Consider the following 14094-nt stretch of genomic DNA (forward strand, 5'->3'; position numbering starts at 1 on the left):
CTTACTGCCCGCTTTCCGCGTATCGCTTCTCGACGCCCTCTTTCGCGCCCCTCCACCACGACTCATTGTCGCGGTACCAGGCGATCGTCTGCTCCAGTCCCTCGCGCAGTCCCGCCGTGTAGCGCGGCTTCCACCCCAACTCCGCAGTGAGCTTCGCCGGGTCCATCGCGTAGCGCTGGTCGTGGCCGGGGCGGTCCGCGACGTGCTCGTAGCGCCCGCCCATCAGCTCGCAGATCAGCTCGATGACCTGCTTGTTTGTTACCTTGTCGTTGCCGGCGCCAATGTTATAGGTTTCCCCGCGTTTTCCCTTTTCCAGGATCGCGAGCACTGCGTCGTTGTGGTCGTCGACGTGGATCCAGTCGCGGATCTGCGCGCCTGATCCGTAGAGCTTCGCGGGCCGGCCGTCGAGAATGTTGGTGATTTGGCGCGGGATGAACTTCTCAATGTGCTGATACGGCCCATAGTTGTTTGAGCAGTTCGAGATCGTCGCGTTGATCCCGAAGCTGCGCACCCACGCGCGCACCAGGTGGTCGGAGCCGGCCTTCGTGGCCGAATACGGGCTCGACGGGTTGTACGGCGTTGACTCGGTGAACTTCTCTTCGCCCTCGAGCGGCAGGTCGCCGAAGACCTCGTCGGTGGAGATGTGGTGCAGCCGCGCCCCGTGGGCGCGCACCGCCTCGAGCAGGGTGAAGGTGCCCACAACGTTGGTCTGGACGAACGGGGAGGGGTCGGCAAGAGAGTTGTCGTTGTGCGACTCCGCGGCGAAGTGCACCACGGTGTCGCAGCGGGCCACGAGTTCGCCGACAAGCGCGGCGTCAGTGACGCTGCCGTGGACCAGCTCGACGTCGCAGCCGTCGAGGTTCGCGGGGTTGCCGGCGTAGGTCAGCGCGTCCAAGACCACGATGTCGCGGTCGGTGCGGCGGCGCGCCATGTGCACGAAATTGGACCCGATGAAACCGGCTCCCCCGGTTACCAGCATTGCTCCCATGGGTGTCAACTATACGGAGCGTGAAAGCCCCGCCGCGTGGACCGCCGCGCCTGCGACGGGACCGGCGAACAGCGCGATGATCACGGTGGCGGCGACACCGTACGGGAGGGTGAACATCAGCGCGAAGGACACGACCGAAGCGGCGAGCCAGCCGGCCACGTACCAGCCGTGGCGCTCCTGGGCGAGCACAGCCACGCCCGTGATCATGAGTGCACCCATGAACGCGGAGGCGAACGTCAGCGCCGCGAGCACCGGCCCGGCGACGGCCATCTCTGGCTTGAACGCGAGCCGCAGGATGACGGGGCCGATGAGCCACGCCGCCGCCGCACCGGCCGCGCCCACGGCCAACACCGCCGCGAGCGGAGCCGCCAGCGCCGCGTAGATGCGCTCTCGCTTCTCGACGAAGCGCACCACCAGCGCGGACTGGAACCGCTGCAGGGGCACCAGCACGGGCGCTCGCGTAAGGATCACCGCGTTGATGATGGCGGAGACGGCCGCGCCCTCGGAGAAATCGAAAGCCGCGTTCGCGGCGGCGGGGAAACCGGTGATGAGTGCTGCCGAGGCGCCCGAGGCGAGCATCGCGGACACGACGCGCCGGGCGAAGACCTGGGAGTTGGTGTCCACCGCCGCGCGCACATCTGCACGCAAAAACACCAGCCAGCTCGCGGCGCCGATCACGGTGATGACGAGGAAGACCTCGAGCCCCCAGCCCGCGACCCAGGCGATGAGTGCGAGCACGAGCCTGATGCCGGAATCCAGCGCGACCAGCGCGGCGTAGCGGTCCCACAGGCGCGAGCCGTTGAGGATGCCCGACAGTGCCGCCTGGAGCACGTAGCTGACCAGGCCGAAGACGAGTAGGCCAGTTGCGGTGCCGGGACGTGTGGGCACGACCTGGCCCATGAAAAGCACACCGGCGGCCAGGCCGACAACGAGCACCGCCGCGGCGAGCAACCCGCCGAAGCGCCACGGGTTCGCGGTGCCGCTCCGACCCGAATCGCGCGCGCCGGCGACGGCGCGGGTCGTTTCGTGCGTGAGGCCGTCGATAAGCCCAGCGGAGGCGAAGAACAACCCCCAGAATGCCGCGAAGTAGCGGTACTCGGTCCCGGTGTCGAGAGCCCACTGCGCCACCCACAAAACGACGAAGCCGGAGACGGCGGCGAAGACGGTCGCCAGGGAGAGGTTTCTCACGGGCACTCCGGGAGCTGCGGATAATTCAGCCACGCATCCAGGGTCGCGTCCACGGCCTCGGGGTCGGAGGCCTGGGCTTTCAGCGCGTTCGCCCAGTCGAAGGGCTCGACGATGCCGTGGGCGTTGCGCGCGGTGTAATCGCGCAGGGCGGCGAAGAAGGCGGTGTCGCCGAGCAGGCGGCGCAGGGCGTGCAGCGTGATGGCGCCGCGCTTGTACACGCGGTCATCGAACATGTCGCGCGGTCCCGGGTTACCCAACAGGAAGGTCTGCGGGGTCAGACGATCGTAGTGCTCGCGCACGCTCTGGTCGATGGGGACGCCGTTGTGGTCCGCCCACAGCCACTCCGCGTAGCAGGCAAAACCCTCGTTGAGCCAGATGTCGTCCCACTGCGCGATGCCGAGTGAGTTGCCGAACCACTGGTGGGCGAGCTCGTGCGCGATGAGGCGCTCGTTGCCCGCCAAGTGATTGCGGCCGAAAACCGCCATACCTTGGGCTTCCAGGGGGATCTCGAGGGGATCCTCAGTGACGACCACCTCGTAGCGCTCGAACGGGTAGGGGCCGAACACCTCGGAGAAGAAGTCGATCATCTCCTGCTGCTTGTCCAGATCGCCGGGGTTGACGCCGGCGGGCAGCCACGCGAAGGTGTCGGGGCCCAGCTGGCGGCGGGTGTACTCGCCGACCTGGACGGTGGCGAGGTAGGTCGCCATCGGTTGGGAGGTGAAGTTGGTCACCGCGGTGAAACCCTTGTCGACGTTGACGTTGAAGCTGTACGTCGCCTTCTCATCCGGGGTGTCATCGCAGGGGAACCACGTCGGCGCACCGTTGGGCTGGTTCGCCACGAGGGAACCGTTGGTCAGCTCCTCCCACCCGAGTGCGCCCCACGGGGTGCGGCGCGTACCGGGATTGCCCGCGTAGCGGATGCTGAGCTGGAACTCGGAATCGACCGGGATCGGGGCGGCGAATGTGACGCGCAACTTGCCACCGGACTGGCGGAATTTGGCCACGGTGATTGCACCCGAGGCCTGGACCCGGCGCACCGAGAGGTTGTCCATGAGATCCAACGTGAGGTGGTTCAGGTCCCGCCAGTTCGTGAGGGTGAGCGTCGCGGTGGCATCGACGCGGTTGGGGCCGACCTTGTAGTCCATGTCCAGGTGGTAGTGGTGGACGTGGAACCCCAGGTTGAAGTCGACGCCCGTGTATTCATCGCGGGTGCCGGGGATGGGAGTCGAGCGCAACCTGTGGGATTTCATCCGGGTAAGCATACCGCGCGCCCGCCTGCCCTGGTCGGGCTGGCGGGCGCGCAGTGAGAAAAACAGTGCCGGTGCCGGCGGCGGTGTTACATGCCGAAGGCCGGGGCGATGGTGGTGAACCAGGAGCGCTGGATGTCCTCGCGCCAGGTCGGCCAGGAGTGGGTTCCCTTGGCGCGGAACTCGTAGTGGGCCGGAATGTTCAGGGACTCGAGCTTCGCGCGCAGGTCGTGGGAGCACTGGTTGACCGCAGCCTCGATGAGGCCGCCCTCGATCTGGAGCTGCGCTGCGCCCACGGAAGCGACGGGGGCAGGAAGGCCCTGGCCGGTGAGGTAGCCGACCATGTCGGTTTCGTCGGCAAGCCCGGTGCTGGTGGAGATGTAGAGCGCGGTACCGCGCAGCTTCTCTGCGTTGGCGAGGGCATCGTTGTAGCCGTTGTAGGAGCCACCCATCGGGCCCCACATCATCTCAGGGGTGACGGTGCGGAAGTCACCCGAGCGCGACGCGCGGTTCACGGTCAGGCGTGCGTAGTTGTATGCGTGCGGGGACGCGGTGGCGGCGCAACCAGAGAACGATGCTGCGGCGTTGTAGAAGCCGGGGTTGTGCGTGGGGATGACCAGGGAGGAGGTGCCGGACATGGAGAAGCCGACGATGGCGCGACGCTGGTCAGCACCCAGCGTGCGCTCCATCGGTGCCGGCAGCTCCTTGGTCAGGAACGTCTCCCATTTCTGGGGGCCGTTGATGTAGTCGGAGCGTACGTCGTCGCGCACCCAGTCGGTGTAGTAGGAAAACGCACCAGCCTGCGGGATGACCACGTTGACGCCCTTGCCTGCGAAGAAATCGCGGGTCTCGAACTTGGTCAGCCAGTCAGCGTCCTGTTCCGCGCCGCCGGCGCCGTTGAGCAGGTAGATGATTGGTGCGCCTGCGAGGCGCTTGCCGCTCGCGTCCGTTGCCGGGATCACGGCGACAGGAATGTCGCGATCCATCGACGGGGAGTAGACCTTGTACGACAGCACTGACTTGTGGTCGACCTGCTGCGCCCAGCTCTGCGGCTTTCCGTTGGTTACGGCAATCGGCGGCTCAGTTCGCGCATCCCATGCCTTTACGGTGCCCTCCTGGGCGGTGGCGATAGCGGGGGACAGGCCGAGGGTGAGGGAGGCGGCAGCGGCAATCGCCGCGACCGTGCGCTTGATTCTCATGAGCGAGCTCGTTCCTTTGTCGGTGGTGTCGTAGATGCCGAAAGGCCGTGCAGACAGTTCGGGGCAAATCCTTAATCTAGGTCAATGTATCGGATTTTGGTTCCGAACACGACCCGTGCACGGGGATTATTGTGACGCAAGTGAACAATGTTACGTAGTTGCTCGGCTTGCCTTCGGGTGGTGTGTAACAATTGACGCTGCAAGAACGACCTCAAAGACGTTCGCGATACCCCAGTTCCCGGCTGTGCCGGGCCCAACAGTTAGGACTTTTCATGAATCCGGAAAACATCCAGCTCGCTATCAACGAGATCCTCGGCGCCCTGATCCACATGGGGTCCTCCGCATCTTCTCAGATCTCTCTGGGGATGGGCCTGTTCTAGAGCCGCGTTGCTCGCAGATACGCAAGAACCCGCCCCCAGAGGGGGCGGGTTCTCAGCTTTTCTGGTTGTGGCAGTGGGCTAAAGCAGTGCTTCCTTGATCACCGTGTCCCACGACTCGCGTAGGTCGTCCCTCCAGTACGGCCACGAGTGGGTTCCTGTGTTGCGGAACTTGAACGTCGCCGGGATTCCCAGGCTCCCCAGCTTCGCGCGCAGATCATGGGTGCAGGAGTTGGTCAATGCCTCGATGGCGCCGCCCTCAACTTGGAGTGTGAAGGCGCCCGCGACGCCCGCCGCGTGGGACATGTCGGTTTCCCCGCCCAAGCCAGAGCCGTTGGAGATGTACAGCGCCTTGCCACGCAGCTTCTCGGCGTTGACCAGAGCATCGTTGTAGCGGTTGTAGTCAGAGCCCATCGGGCCCCACAGCTGCTCCGGTGTCGCACCGCCGCGGTCGAGGGTGAGCTGGGTGGCGAACCAGGGGACCGGGGTGGAGGTCGCCGCGCAGCCTGAGAAAGATCCCACTGCGTCGTAGAGGTCCGGGTACTGCTCAGCAATCAGGAGCGACGACGTCGCCGACATCGAGAATCCGATGATGGCGCGCTTGTCGTTCGCGCCGAGGTACGGCTCGACCGATCCAGGCAGCTCCTCGCCGAGGAAGGTCGCCCAGTTCTGCTTGCCCTTGTAGAAGACGTTGTTCTTTGGCTCCTCCAACCAGTTGACGTAGTAGGAGAATGCTCCCTCCATCGGGATGACGATGTTTACGCCCTGCTTGCCGAAGACATCTTCGACGCCGGTTCCAGCCTTGTTAGAGAAGTTCCTTGCAATCCAGTCGGTGTTCTGCTCAGATCCGCCCGCGCCGTTGAGAAGGTAGACGGTCGGGGCGTTGGTGACACGGTTGCCGTTAGCATCCGTCGCATAGCGGATGGCGAGCGGAATGTCGCGCTCCATGGAGGGAGAGTAGACACTCACTGCCTCCCAATTCTTTTTGACATCGTCGGCCTTGATTTTGTTGAACCAGAGCTGGGGCTCGCCGTTCTGCGCCTTCGGCGCCTCAGTCAGCGTGGTCGGAGTTGGCGCGACCGTGCCGGCGAGTTTGACGGGAGTGTTGGTGAGTTCCTCGGCGGTGGCGGTCTGCTCCTGCTGCACCTGTTCGGCAATCTTTTCCAGTGCCTGGGCAGGATCTCCCGTTGCCGGGACCTCGGGGGCGTTGGCGTCGGCGACCGGAGCCTCGAGAGCGGGGGCCGGAGCCTCGGGCGCCGGCTCTGCGTCTGTGGGGGCAGTCTCCAGGTTGTCCACGGCGGTCTCGTCGACGGCGGGGACAAACTCGTTCTGCGGGAAGGAAACCTGCGGCTCGCTCAGCGGAGCGGCAGTGAGGTGGGAGGCGGCGGGAACCGCACCGGCGGCAATGGCGATTGCCGCAACGGCGGCGATCGCGGGACGAGTGATCTTCACAGGTGATGCTCTCTTTGCGTCAAGTCCGAACAAACAATGGCGTATCTCTTGGCTTATCTTGCCAGAATTGCCGGACATTACACAGGGGTGCGGGGGCGAGACCGGTTCACGGCGTCACCCGGAAGCCATAAGTGGGCCAACCCCGCACTATTTTCCTGTTAAATCCCACACTTTGCGCCAAGGGACGTATCCTGTGGGGTGTGAGTAATGAACATTATGACGTTGTTGTACTCGGCGCTGGCCCCGGAGGCTATGTCGCCGCTATCCGCGCTGCACAGCTTGGCAAGAAAGTCGCTGTTGTAGAGAAGAAGTACTGGGGCGGTGTGTGCCTGAACGTGGGCTGCATCCCGTCCAAGGCGCTCATCAAGAACGCCGAAGTTGCAAGCATCTTCAACCATGAGGCAAAAACGTTTGGCATCAAGGGCGATGTCGAGTTCGACTTCACTGACGCGCACAAGCGCTCCCGTGCCGTGTCCGAGAAGATCGTCGGCGGCGTCCACTACCTGATGAAGAAGAACAAGATCACCGAGATCCACGGACTCGGTTCCTTCAAGGACGCCTCCACCATCGAGATCACCGAGGGTGACGACAAGGGCAAGACGATCTCCTTCGACAACTGCATCATCGCCACGGGCTCTGTTGTGCGTACCCTGCCCGGCATCGAGCTGTCGGACAACGTCGTCTCCTACGAGGAGCAGATCCTCAACCCCGAGGCCCCGAAGAAGATGGCCATCGTGGGCGCCGGCGCGATCGGCATGGAGTTCGCCTACGTGCTGTCCAACTACGGCGTCGACGTCACCGTCATTGAGTACATGGACCGCGTCCTGCCGAACGAGGACAAGAATGTCTCCAAGGAGATCGCCAAGGCGTACAAGAAGCTCGGCGTGAAGCTCATGACCGGCCACGCCACCACCGCCGTGCGCGACAACGGCGACTCCGTCGAGATCGACGTGCAGAAGAACGGCACCGACAAGACCGAAACCCTCACCGTCGACCGCGTCATGATCTCCGTCGGCTTCGCCCCGCGCACCGAGGGCTACGGCCTGGAGAACACCGGTGTCGAGCTCACCGAGCGCGGCGCCATCGCCATCGATGACGAGATGCGCACCAGCGTCAAGAACATCTTCGCTATCGGTGACGTCACCGCGAAGCTCCAGCTCGCGCACGTCGCCGAGGCACAGGGCATCATCGCCGCCGAGGTTATCGCCGGTGAAGAGACCATGCTTATCGACGACTACATGATGACCCCGCGCGCCACCTTCTGTAACCCGCAGGTCGCCTCCATGGGCTACACCGAGGATCAGGCGAAGGAGAAGTGGCCGGACCGCGACATCAAGGTCGCCACCTTCCCGTTCTCCGCGAACGGCAAGGCGCTCGGCCTGGCAGAGTCCCAGGGCTTCGGCAAGCTCGTCGTCGATGGCGAGTTCGGTGAGATCCTTGGCGCCCACCTCGTCGGCGCCAACGTCTCCGAGCTGCTGCCGGAGGTCACGCTGGCTCAGCGCTTCGACCTCACCGCCGGTGAGATTGCCCGCAACATCCACATCCACCCGACGCTCTCCGAGGTCCTCAAGGAGATCGCGCACGGTGTTGAGGGGCACATGATCAACCTCTAAGCGCTCGCGCTACATAACGAAAGGAGCTCGCCGAAACGGCGAGCTCCTTTTTGCACCCTATATCAAGGGCCGGGGTGTGGCTTAGGCGCCGGAGACAGCGGTAGCGAGAGCCTCCAGGCTGGTCTCCAGGAAGGCGTCGTCGAACTTCTCGGACATGGAGCGAACCGGGGGCAGCTCGATCTCGGAGCGATCGTAGGTGAGGGTGGCGCGGGTGTTGTCAGCGTCGATGGACTCGAGCTCGTAGAGCCACTTCGCACCAACCTTGACGTCGACGGTGATGTTTTCCAGGTTGGTCCAGCCGATGACCTTGTTCTCCTGGATGGCGAAGACCTCGTTGCGGGTCTGGTAGTCGCCGTCCTCCTTGGTCATGTTCATGGTGAAGGTGTCGCCAACGGCCTTAAGGCGCTCGCCCTGGTCAACGGAGATGACAGAGCCAGAGTTGTCGGTTTCGGGGTGGCGCTCCGGGTTGGACAGGATGTCGAAGATCTCTGCTGCCGGGGCGTCAATTACTCGGGTTGCTGTGTTCTTGTCGTTAGCCATGGTGCCCAGTGTAGAGAAAAAGCAGTGGGTCAGTAGGGGGCGATCGCCGTGGTGTGCGGATCGACGTTGAGGCCCTGCTGGATGGAGGGGAATGCGCGCTGGGTGCAATTCTGGCGGGGGCAGACGCGACAGCCTGCGCCGATAGGGGTGGCCTGGGAGACGTCGTCAAGCGGAAGTCCCTGAGCGTACACGGTGCGTTCGGCGTGGCGGGTCTCGCAGCCGAGGCCAATGGCGAACAGCTTCTCCGTCTCGCTGAACTCGAAACGGTGGTGGCGCACGGCGCGCGCGACCCAAAGATAGGTGCGCCCGTCCGGCATGACGGCGTGTTGGCGCACGGTCTCACCCGGGCGGGAGAAGGACTCGTAAATACCCCACAGCGGGCACGTCCCGCCGGACGTGGAGAAGTGGTAACCCGTCGCCGACTGGCGTTTAGAGATATTGCCCGCCCGATCGACGCGCACGAAGGTGAACGGGACCCCGCGCATGTTGGCGCGCTGCAGCGTGGACAGGCGGGAGGCGACCGTTTCGTAGCCGACGCCGAACGCGTGACAGAGGTAGTCGATGTCGTAGCCGTGGCGCTCAGCCTCGTGGTGGACGGCCGTGTACGGCAGCAAGGTGGCGGCGCTGTAGTAGCTTGCGATGCCCCGCCGGGCGAGGTTGGCGGATGCGTCGGAGGAGAAGGGGGCGTTGGCCACGTGGGCGTCGATAAGCGGGCCCGCCTCGAGGTAGGCGAGTTCGAGGGCGACGCGGAAGGCGCGCTGTCCTGCGGAAAGAATGGGGGAGAGGGTGAGCGTGCCGCGGTCGGCGTCGAGGTGGTGGAGGATGCTCGCGTCCGAGGGGCTCGTGCGAACCTCGATTCCGTGGCGGGCGATGTGTTCGATGAGGACACGTTCTGTCTCGCGGATGCCGAATCGTTCGACCCCAACTGTTGCGGCGAGGGCCTCAGCTGAATGATCGAGATCGTCGAGATAGTTCTGCCGAGCGTAGAAAAAATCGCGAACCTCGTCATGGGGCATGGCCAGGCCCTCTGGGGTGGAGAGGCGAGAATCAGTGGCGAGGGTGAGCTTGTCGCGCGCGTTGGAATAGCGGCGGTGGATCTCGACGACCGAGCGAGCGATCTCTGGGTGCCGGTGGACGAGCTCCGACAGCTCCTGCAGTTCGATCGGCTGGTTGCTGAGCTCTTGGTCCTCCGCCACGTCTTTGAGCTCGGCGAGCAAGCGCGAGTCGTCGTCGCGGGAGAAGAAGGTTGCGTCGACGCCGAAGGCTTCCGTGATGCGGTTGAGGACGGTGACTGTCAAGGGGCGTACGTCGTGCTCGATCTGGTTGACGTACGAGGCCGAGAGGTTCAGCGTCGACGCGAGCGCCGCCTGGCTTAAGTTGCGTTCGCGCCGCAGTTGGCGCAGGCGCGACCCCACGTAGCTTTTCTGCATGACACATATCTAACCAGTGCAGGAGGGAATGTGTGAAGAATTGCTACATCACTTTGGCAGAACTTGGATCTCAACAATTGCTTGAGGGTTAGAGTGATCCATTGAACAAAAGTTTGACAACCTTCGGGGTGGCGGACGGGGCGTGGGCGACACTTTGCCCATCTTTGTGTGCAAGGTCACATTCTAATTTGGGGGGAATATTCCTTAAGGCGCGACGGAATGAAACAGCAGGGAGAGGCCGTGGGGGAGGGTAAAAGCTATGGTGGGCGCGCCTTCCACGGGTGCATTCCGCCCGTAGCTGTGCGGGCCGGAGGGGAGTGCAGTGCAGGTAGTGCGCCGATAAGTAGGTGAACGTCCGGCGCATTTCGTAGAGTGTTAACGACACTGGAGGTGCCATGACTATTCAACACGCAGATCGTGACGCAATTCGTCACGGAAAAATCACTGAAAAGCCGCTGCGCGAGCGGCCGTCCATCCCGACGTGGGCCATCAAACTAGTAATGGCTGTCACCGGCCTGCTCTTTGGGCTCTTCGTCCTCGGCCACATGGTCGGAAACCTGAAGATTTTCATGCCGTTGCATGCCAACGGCGTTGCCCCGATTGATGAGTACGCACACTTCCTGCGCACCATGGGCGAGCCCCTCTTCCCAGCCGGCGCACTGCTGTGGTTGATCCGCATTGTGCTGCTGGTCGCTCTGGTCGCGCACATCTGGGGCGCATTCGCCCTGCGTGCGCGCTCTGCCCGCTCCCGCGGCAAGTTCCGCCGCACCAACCTGATGGGCGGCTGGCAGTCGACCGCGACGCGCTCGATGCTCGTCACCGGCGTCATCTTGCTGCTGTTCGTGATCTTCCACATCCTCGACCTCACGGTCGGCGATGTCGTCGCCGCCGACGAGTTCGTCCACGGCGCTGTGTACAACAACCTGCTCGCCACCTTCGCGCCGAGCCGCTGGTGGGTTGCGCTGGTCTACATCGTGGCCAACCTCGCCCTGCTGCTGCACCTGACCCACGGCATCTACCTCGCCGTGTCCGACCTCGGTTGGCTGGGCAAGCGTGGTCACGCCATCATGGTCGTCCTCGCCTACATCCTCCCAGCCATCGTCGTTCTGGGTAACGTCGTCATGCCGCTGGCGATCATGCTCGGCTGGGTCCCCGGTTTTACTCGGTAACGGTTGATTAGGAGAACATCACATGACTACCCCCCAAAACCAGCAGAGCCCGGGAAGTACCGCCTACTCGGCCGGGACCGTCGACGCGGGACACACTGACACCGCTGCAGCGACCGGAACCAAGGAATTCCGCCAGCCGCAGTCCGTGGTACCCGGTGTGACCCCGGGCCTGATCCTCGAGAACGCAGAGCCGAACCGCGACGAGGTCCGCATGAAGGACATGTGGGAGTACCAGAAGGACCACATGAACCTGGTCTCCCCGCTCAACCGCCGCAAGTTCACCGTCCTGGTCGTCGGCACCGGCCTTTCCGGCGGCGCCGCTGCGGCCGCACTCGGCGAGCTCGGCTACAACGTCAAGGTCTTCACCTACCACGACGCGCCCCGCCGCGCGCACTCCATCGCAGCGCAGGGTGGCGTCAACTCCGCCCGCGGCAAGAAGGTCGACAACGACGGCGCATACCGCCACGTCAAGGACACCGTCAAGGGCGGCGACTACCGCTGCCGCGAGTCCGACTGCTGGCGCCTCGCCGTCGAGTCAGTCCGCGTCATCGACCACATGAACGCCATTGGCGCACCGTTCGCCCGCGAGTACGGCGGCACCCTGGCCACCCGCTCCTTCGGTGGCGTGCAGGTCTCGCGCACCTACTACACCCGCGGACAAACAGGCCAGCAGCTGCAGCTGTCCACGGCGTCCGCACTTCAGCGCCAGATCCACCTCGGCAACGTGGAAATCTTCACCCACCACGACCTGATGGACCTGATCGTCAGCGAGAACGAGGGCACCAAGCGCTGCACGGGTATTGTCACCCGCAACCTCATCACCGGCGAGATCACCCCGTTCACCGGCCACGCTGTCCTGCTCGCCACCGGCGGGTACGGCAACGTGTACCACAAGACGACGCTGGCGAAGAACTCCAACGCCTCCGCCATGATGCGCGCTTACGAGCGCGGCGCCTACCTGGCGTCGCCGTGCTTCATCCAGTTCCACCCGACCGGTCTGCCGGTCAACGCGAAGTGGCAGGCGAAGACCACTCTGATGTCGGAGTCGCTGCGTAACGACGGCCGCATCTGGACGCCGAAGCAGAAGGAAGACGACCGCGACCCGAACTCCATTCCGGAGGAGGAGCGCGACTACTTCCTGGAGCGCCGCTACCCGGCCTTCGGCAACCTCGTTCCCCGCGACGTCGCGTCGCGCGCGATCTCCCAGCAGCTCAACGCCGGCTACGGTGTGGGCCCGCTGCGCAACTCCGCATACCTGGACTTCTCCGACGCCATCCAGCGTCTGGGCGAGGCCACCATCCGCGAGCGCTACTCCAACCTGTTCGAGATGTACGAGGACTCCACGGGCGAAGACCCCTACCAGTCCCCGATGCGCATCGCCCCGACCGTGCACTTCACCATGGGTGGTCTGTGGACGGACTTCAACGAAATGACCTCGATCGACGGCCTCTTCGCCGCCGGTGAGTGCTCCTGGACCTACCACGGTGCGAACCGCCTGGGCGCGAACTCGCTGCTGTCCGCATCTGTCGACGGCTGGTTCACCCTGCCGTTCACCATCCCGAACTACCTCGCCAACCGCCTCGGTGAGGAGGCTCCGGCGGAGGACTCGCCGGAGGCTCTCAGCGCTGTCCAGCGCACGCAGGACATGATCGAGCGCCTCATGAGCGTTCGCGGCCCCGAGCCCCACGGCCCGGAGTACTTCCACGAGCAGCTCGGCGACATCCTCTACGAGCACTGCGGTGTGGCCCGCACGGTGGAGGGCCTGCAGGAGGGCCTGCGCAAGATCGCTGCCCTGAAGCAGGACTTCTGGACCAACATTTCTATCCCGGGTTCCCCGAACGACATGAACCAGACCCTCGAGGCCGCACTGCGCCTGGTTGACTACATCAACCTCGGCGAGCTCATGTGCGTCGACGCCCTCGACCGCGACGAGTCCTGCGGTGCGCACTACCGCATGGACCACCTCACCGAGGACGGCGAGGCCGAGCGCGACGATGAGAACTGGTGCTTCGTCTCCGCGTGGGAGCCGGCCGGCGAGGGCCAGTTCATCCGCCACGCTGAACCCCTGCACTTCGATTCGATCCCTCTGATGGCAAGGAACTACAAGTAATGAAACTCACACTTGAGATCTGGCGTCAGGCCGGACCCGATACCGACGGCAGCTACGAGACCGTGGAGGTCGACGACGCTGTCGAGCAGATGTCCATCCTCGAGCTCCTCGACCACGTGAACAACAACTACGTCGAGGCCGGCAAGGAGCCGTTCACCTTCGCCTCTGACTGCCGCGAGGGCATCTGTGGCACCTGTGGTGTGACCGTCAACGGCCGCCCGCACGGTGCTGGCGAGAACACCACGGCCTGCCTGCAGCGCCTGGTGAACTACAACGACGGCGACACCCTGCGCATCGAGCCGTTCCGCTCCGGTGCGTTCCCGGTGATCAAGGACCTCGCTGTGGACCGCTCCGCGCTCGACCGCGTCATGCAGCAGGGTGGATACATCTCCGTCCACGCGGGTACCGCCCCCGACGCCGACACGCTCCACGTCAACCACCACGACGCCGAGCTCGCGCTCGACTACGCGGCCTGCATCGGCTGCGGCGCCTGTGTCGCGGCCTGCCCGAACGGTGCTGCCCACCTGTTCACTGGCGCGAAGCTCAAGCACCTCAAACTGCTTCCCCTGGGCAAGCAGGAGCGCGGCAAACGCGCCCGCCAGATGGTGGACGAGCTGGAGACTAACTTCGGCCACTGCTCCCTCTACGGCGAATGCGCGGATGTCTGCCCGGCCGGTATTCCGCTCGACGCAGTCGGCGCCATCAACGCCGAGCGCGCTCGCGCGGCGTTCCGCGGCAACGACGACTAAAGGGGCTGGTCTGGGTGTCGTATAATGGCACC

The 14094-nt window shown here is 64.4% G+C and carries 11 protein-coding genes; 4 read left to right on the top strand and 7 right to left on the bottom strand.

Annotated elements, in window-relative coordinates:
* Position 1: 1 nt before the first annotated feature.
* From rfbB to VVR41_RS02010, 5 genes are all read right to left on the bottom strand, one after another.
* Complete coding sequence (gene rfbB, locus VVR41_RS01990; protein WP_368523392.1) at positions 2-988, bottom strand: dTDP-glucose 4,6-dehydratase; 987 nt, start codon at positions 986-988, stop codon at positions 2-4.
* A gap of 9 nt (positions 989-997) precedes the next feature.
* A complete protein-coding gene (locus tag VVR41_RS01995; RefSeq protein WP_321103437.1) occupies positions 998-2176 on the bottom strand; it encodes a hypothetical protein in 1179 nt (392 codons plus the stop codon).
* Positions 2173-3426, bottom strand: a complete 1254-nt coding sequence (locus tag VVR41_RS02000; protein ID WP_368523394.1) for a M1 family metallopeptidase — start codon at positions 3424-3426, stop codon at positions 2173-2175. Before VVR41_RS02000 ends, VVR41_RS01995 begins: the two co-directional genes overlap by 4 nt.
* 86 nt (positions 3427-3512) lie before the next feature.
* Entirely contained in the window at positions 3513-4622 is a 1110-nt protein-coding gene (locus VVR41_RS02005; RefSeq protein WP_368523395.1) for an alpha/beta hydrolase, read from the bottom strand.
* A gap of 458 nt (positions 4623-5080) precedes the next feature.
* Entirely contained in the window at positions 5081-6451 is a 1371-nt protein-coding gene (locus VVR41_RS02010) for an alpha/beta hydrolase (protein WP_368523396.1), read from the bottom strand.
* A 200-nt stretch (positions 6452-6651) separates the two neighbouring features.
* On the opposite strand from VVR41_RS02010, the gene lpdA reads away from it, so the two are divergent.
* Positions 6652-8064, top strand: a complete 1413-nt coding sequence (gene lpdA, locus VVR41_RS02015) for a dihydrolipoyl dehydrogenase (protein WP_368523397.1) — start codon at positions 6652-6654, stop codon at positions 8062-8064.
* Between the two features lie 81 nt (positions 8065-8145).
* Here the strand turns inward: lpdA and VVR41_RS02020 are convergent, their stop codons facing one another.
* Both VVR41_RS02020 and ramB read right to left on the bottom strand, forming a co-directional pair.
* Entirely contained in the window at positions 8146-8604 is a 459-nt protein-coding gene (locus VVR41_RS02020; RefSeq protein ID WP_368523398.1) for an SRPBCC family protein, read from the bottom strand.
* A gap of 29 nt (positions 8605-8633) precedes the next feature.
* Positions 8634-10034: an acetate metabolism transcriptional regulator RamB gene (gene ramB / locus VVR41_RS02025; RefSeq protein ID WP_368523399.1), complete on the bottom strand. Its 1401-nt coding sequence runs from the start codon at positions 10032-10034 to the stop codon at positions 8634-8636.
* A gap of 395 nt (positions 10035-10429) precedes the next feature.
* On the opposite strand from ramB, the gene VVR41_RS02030 reads away from it, so the two are divergent.
* From VVR41_RS02030 to VVR41_RS02040, 3 genes are read left to right on the top strand one after another with little or no spacing between them, the layout of a single operon-like run.
* On the top strand, positions 10430-11203 hold the full coding sequence (locus VVR41_RS02030; protein WP_368523400.1) for a succinate dehydrogenase cytochrome b subunit: 774 nt from the start codon (positions 10430-10432) through the stop codon (positions 11201-11203).
* Between the two features lie 22 nt (positions 11204-11225).
* Entirely contained in the window at positions 11226-13313 is a 2088-nt protein-coding gene (locus tag VVR41_RS02035) for a fumarate reductase/succinate dehydrogenase flavoprotein subunit (protein ID WP_368523401.1), read from the top strand.
* Complete coding sequence (locus VVR41_RS02040; RefSeq protein WP_368523402.1) at positions 13313-14062, top strand: succinate dehydrogenase/fumarate reductase iron-sulfur subunit; 750 nt, start codon at positions 13313-13315, stop codon at positions 14060-14062. Before VVR41_RS02035 ends, VVR41_RS02040 begins: the two co-directional genes overlap by 1 nt.
* Positions 14063-14094: the final 32 nt, after the last annotated feature.

The sequence above is a fragment of the Corynebacterium sp. LK2510 genome (genome assembly GCF_040946405.1).
Taxonomy (GTDB): Bacteria; Actinomycetota; Actinomycetes; order Mycobacteriales; family Mycobacteriaceae; genus Corynebacterium.

Excerpts from the sequence above, each read along its gene's own strand:
- rfbB (WP_368523392.1), bottom strand. The coding sequence starts at position 988 with ATGGGAGCAATGCTGGTAACCGGGGGAGCCGGTTTCATCGGGTCCAAT.
- VVR41_RS02000 (WP_368523394.1), bottom strand. The coding sequence starts at position 3,426 with ATGAAATCCCACAGGTTGCGCTCGACTCCCATCCCCGGCACCCGCGAT.
- VVR41_RS02005 (WP_368523395.1), bottom strand. The coding sequence starts at position 4,622 with ATGAGAATCAAGCGCACGGTCGCGGCGATTGCCGCTGCCGCCTCCCTC.
- VVR41_RS02020 (WP_368523398.1), bottom strand. The coding sequence starts at position 8,604 with ATGGCTAACGACAAGAACACAGCAACCCGAGTAATTGACGCCCCGGCA.
- ramB (WP_368523399.1), bottom strand. The coding sequence starts at position 10,034 with ATGCAGAAAAGCTACGTGGGGTCGCGCCTGCGCCAACTGCGGCGCGAA.
- VVR41_RS02030 (WP_368523400.1), top strand. The coding sequence starts at position 10,430 with ATGACTATTCAACACGCAGATCGTGACGCAATTCGTCACGGAAAAATC.
- VVR41_RS02035 (WP_368523401.1), top strand. The coding sequence starts at position 11,226 with ATGACTACCCCCCAAAACCAGCAGAGCCCGGGAAGTACCGCCTACTCG.
- VVR41_RS02040 (WP_368523402.1), top strand. The coding sequence starts at position 13,313 with ATGAAACTCACACTTGAGATCTGGCGTCAGGCCGGACCCGATACCGAC.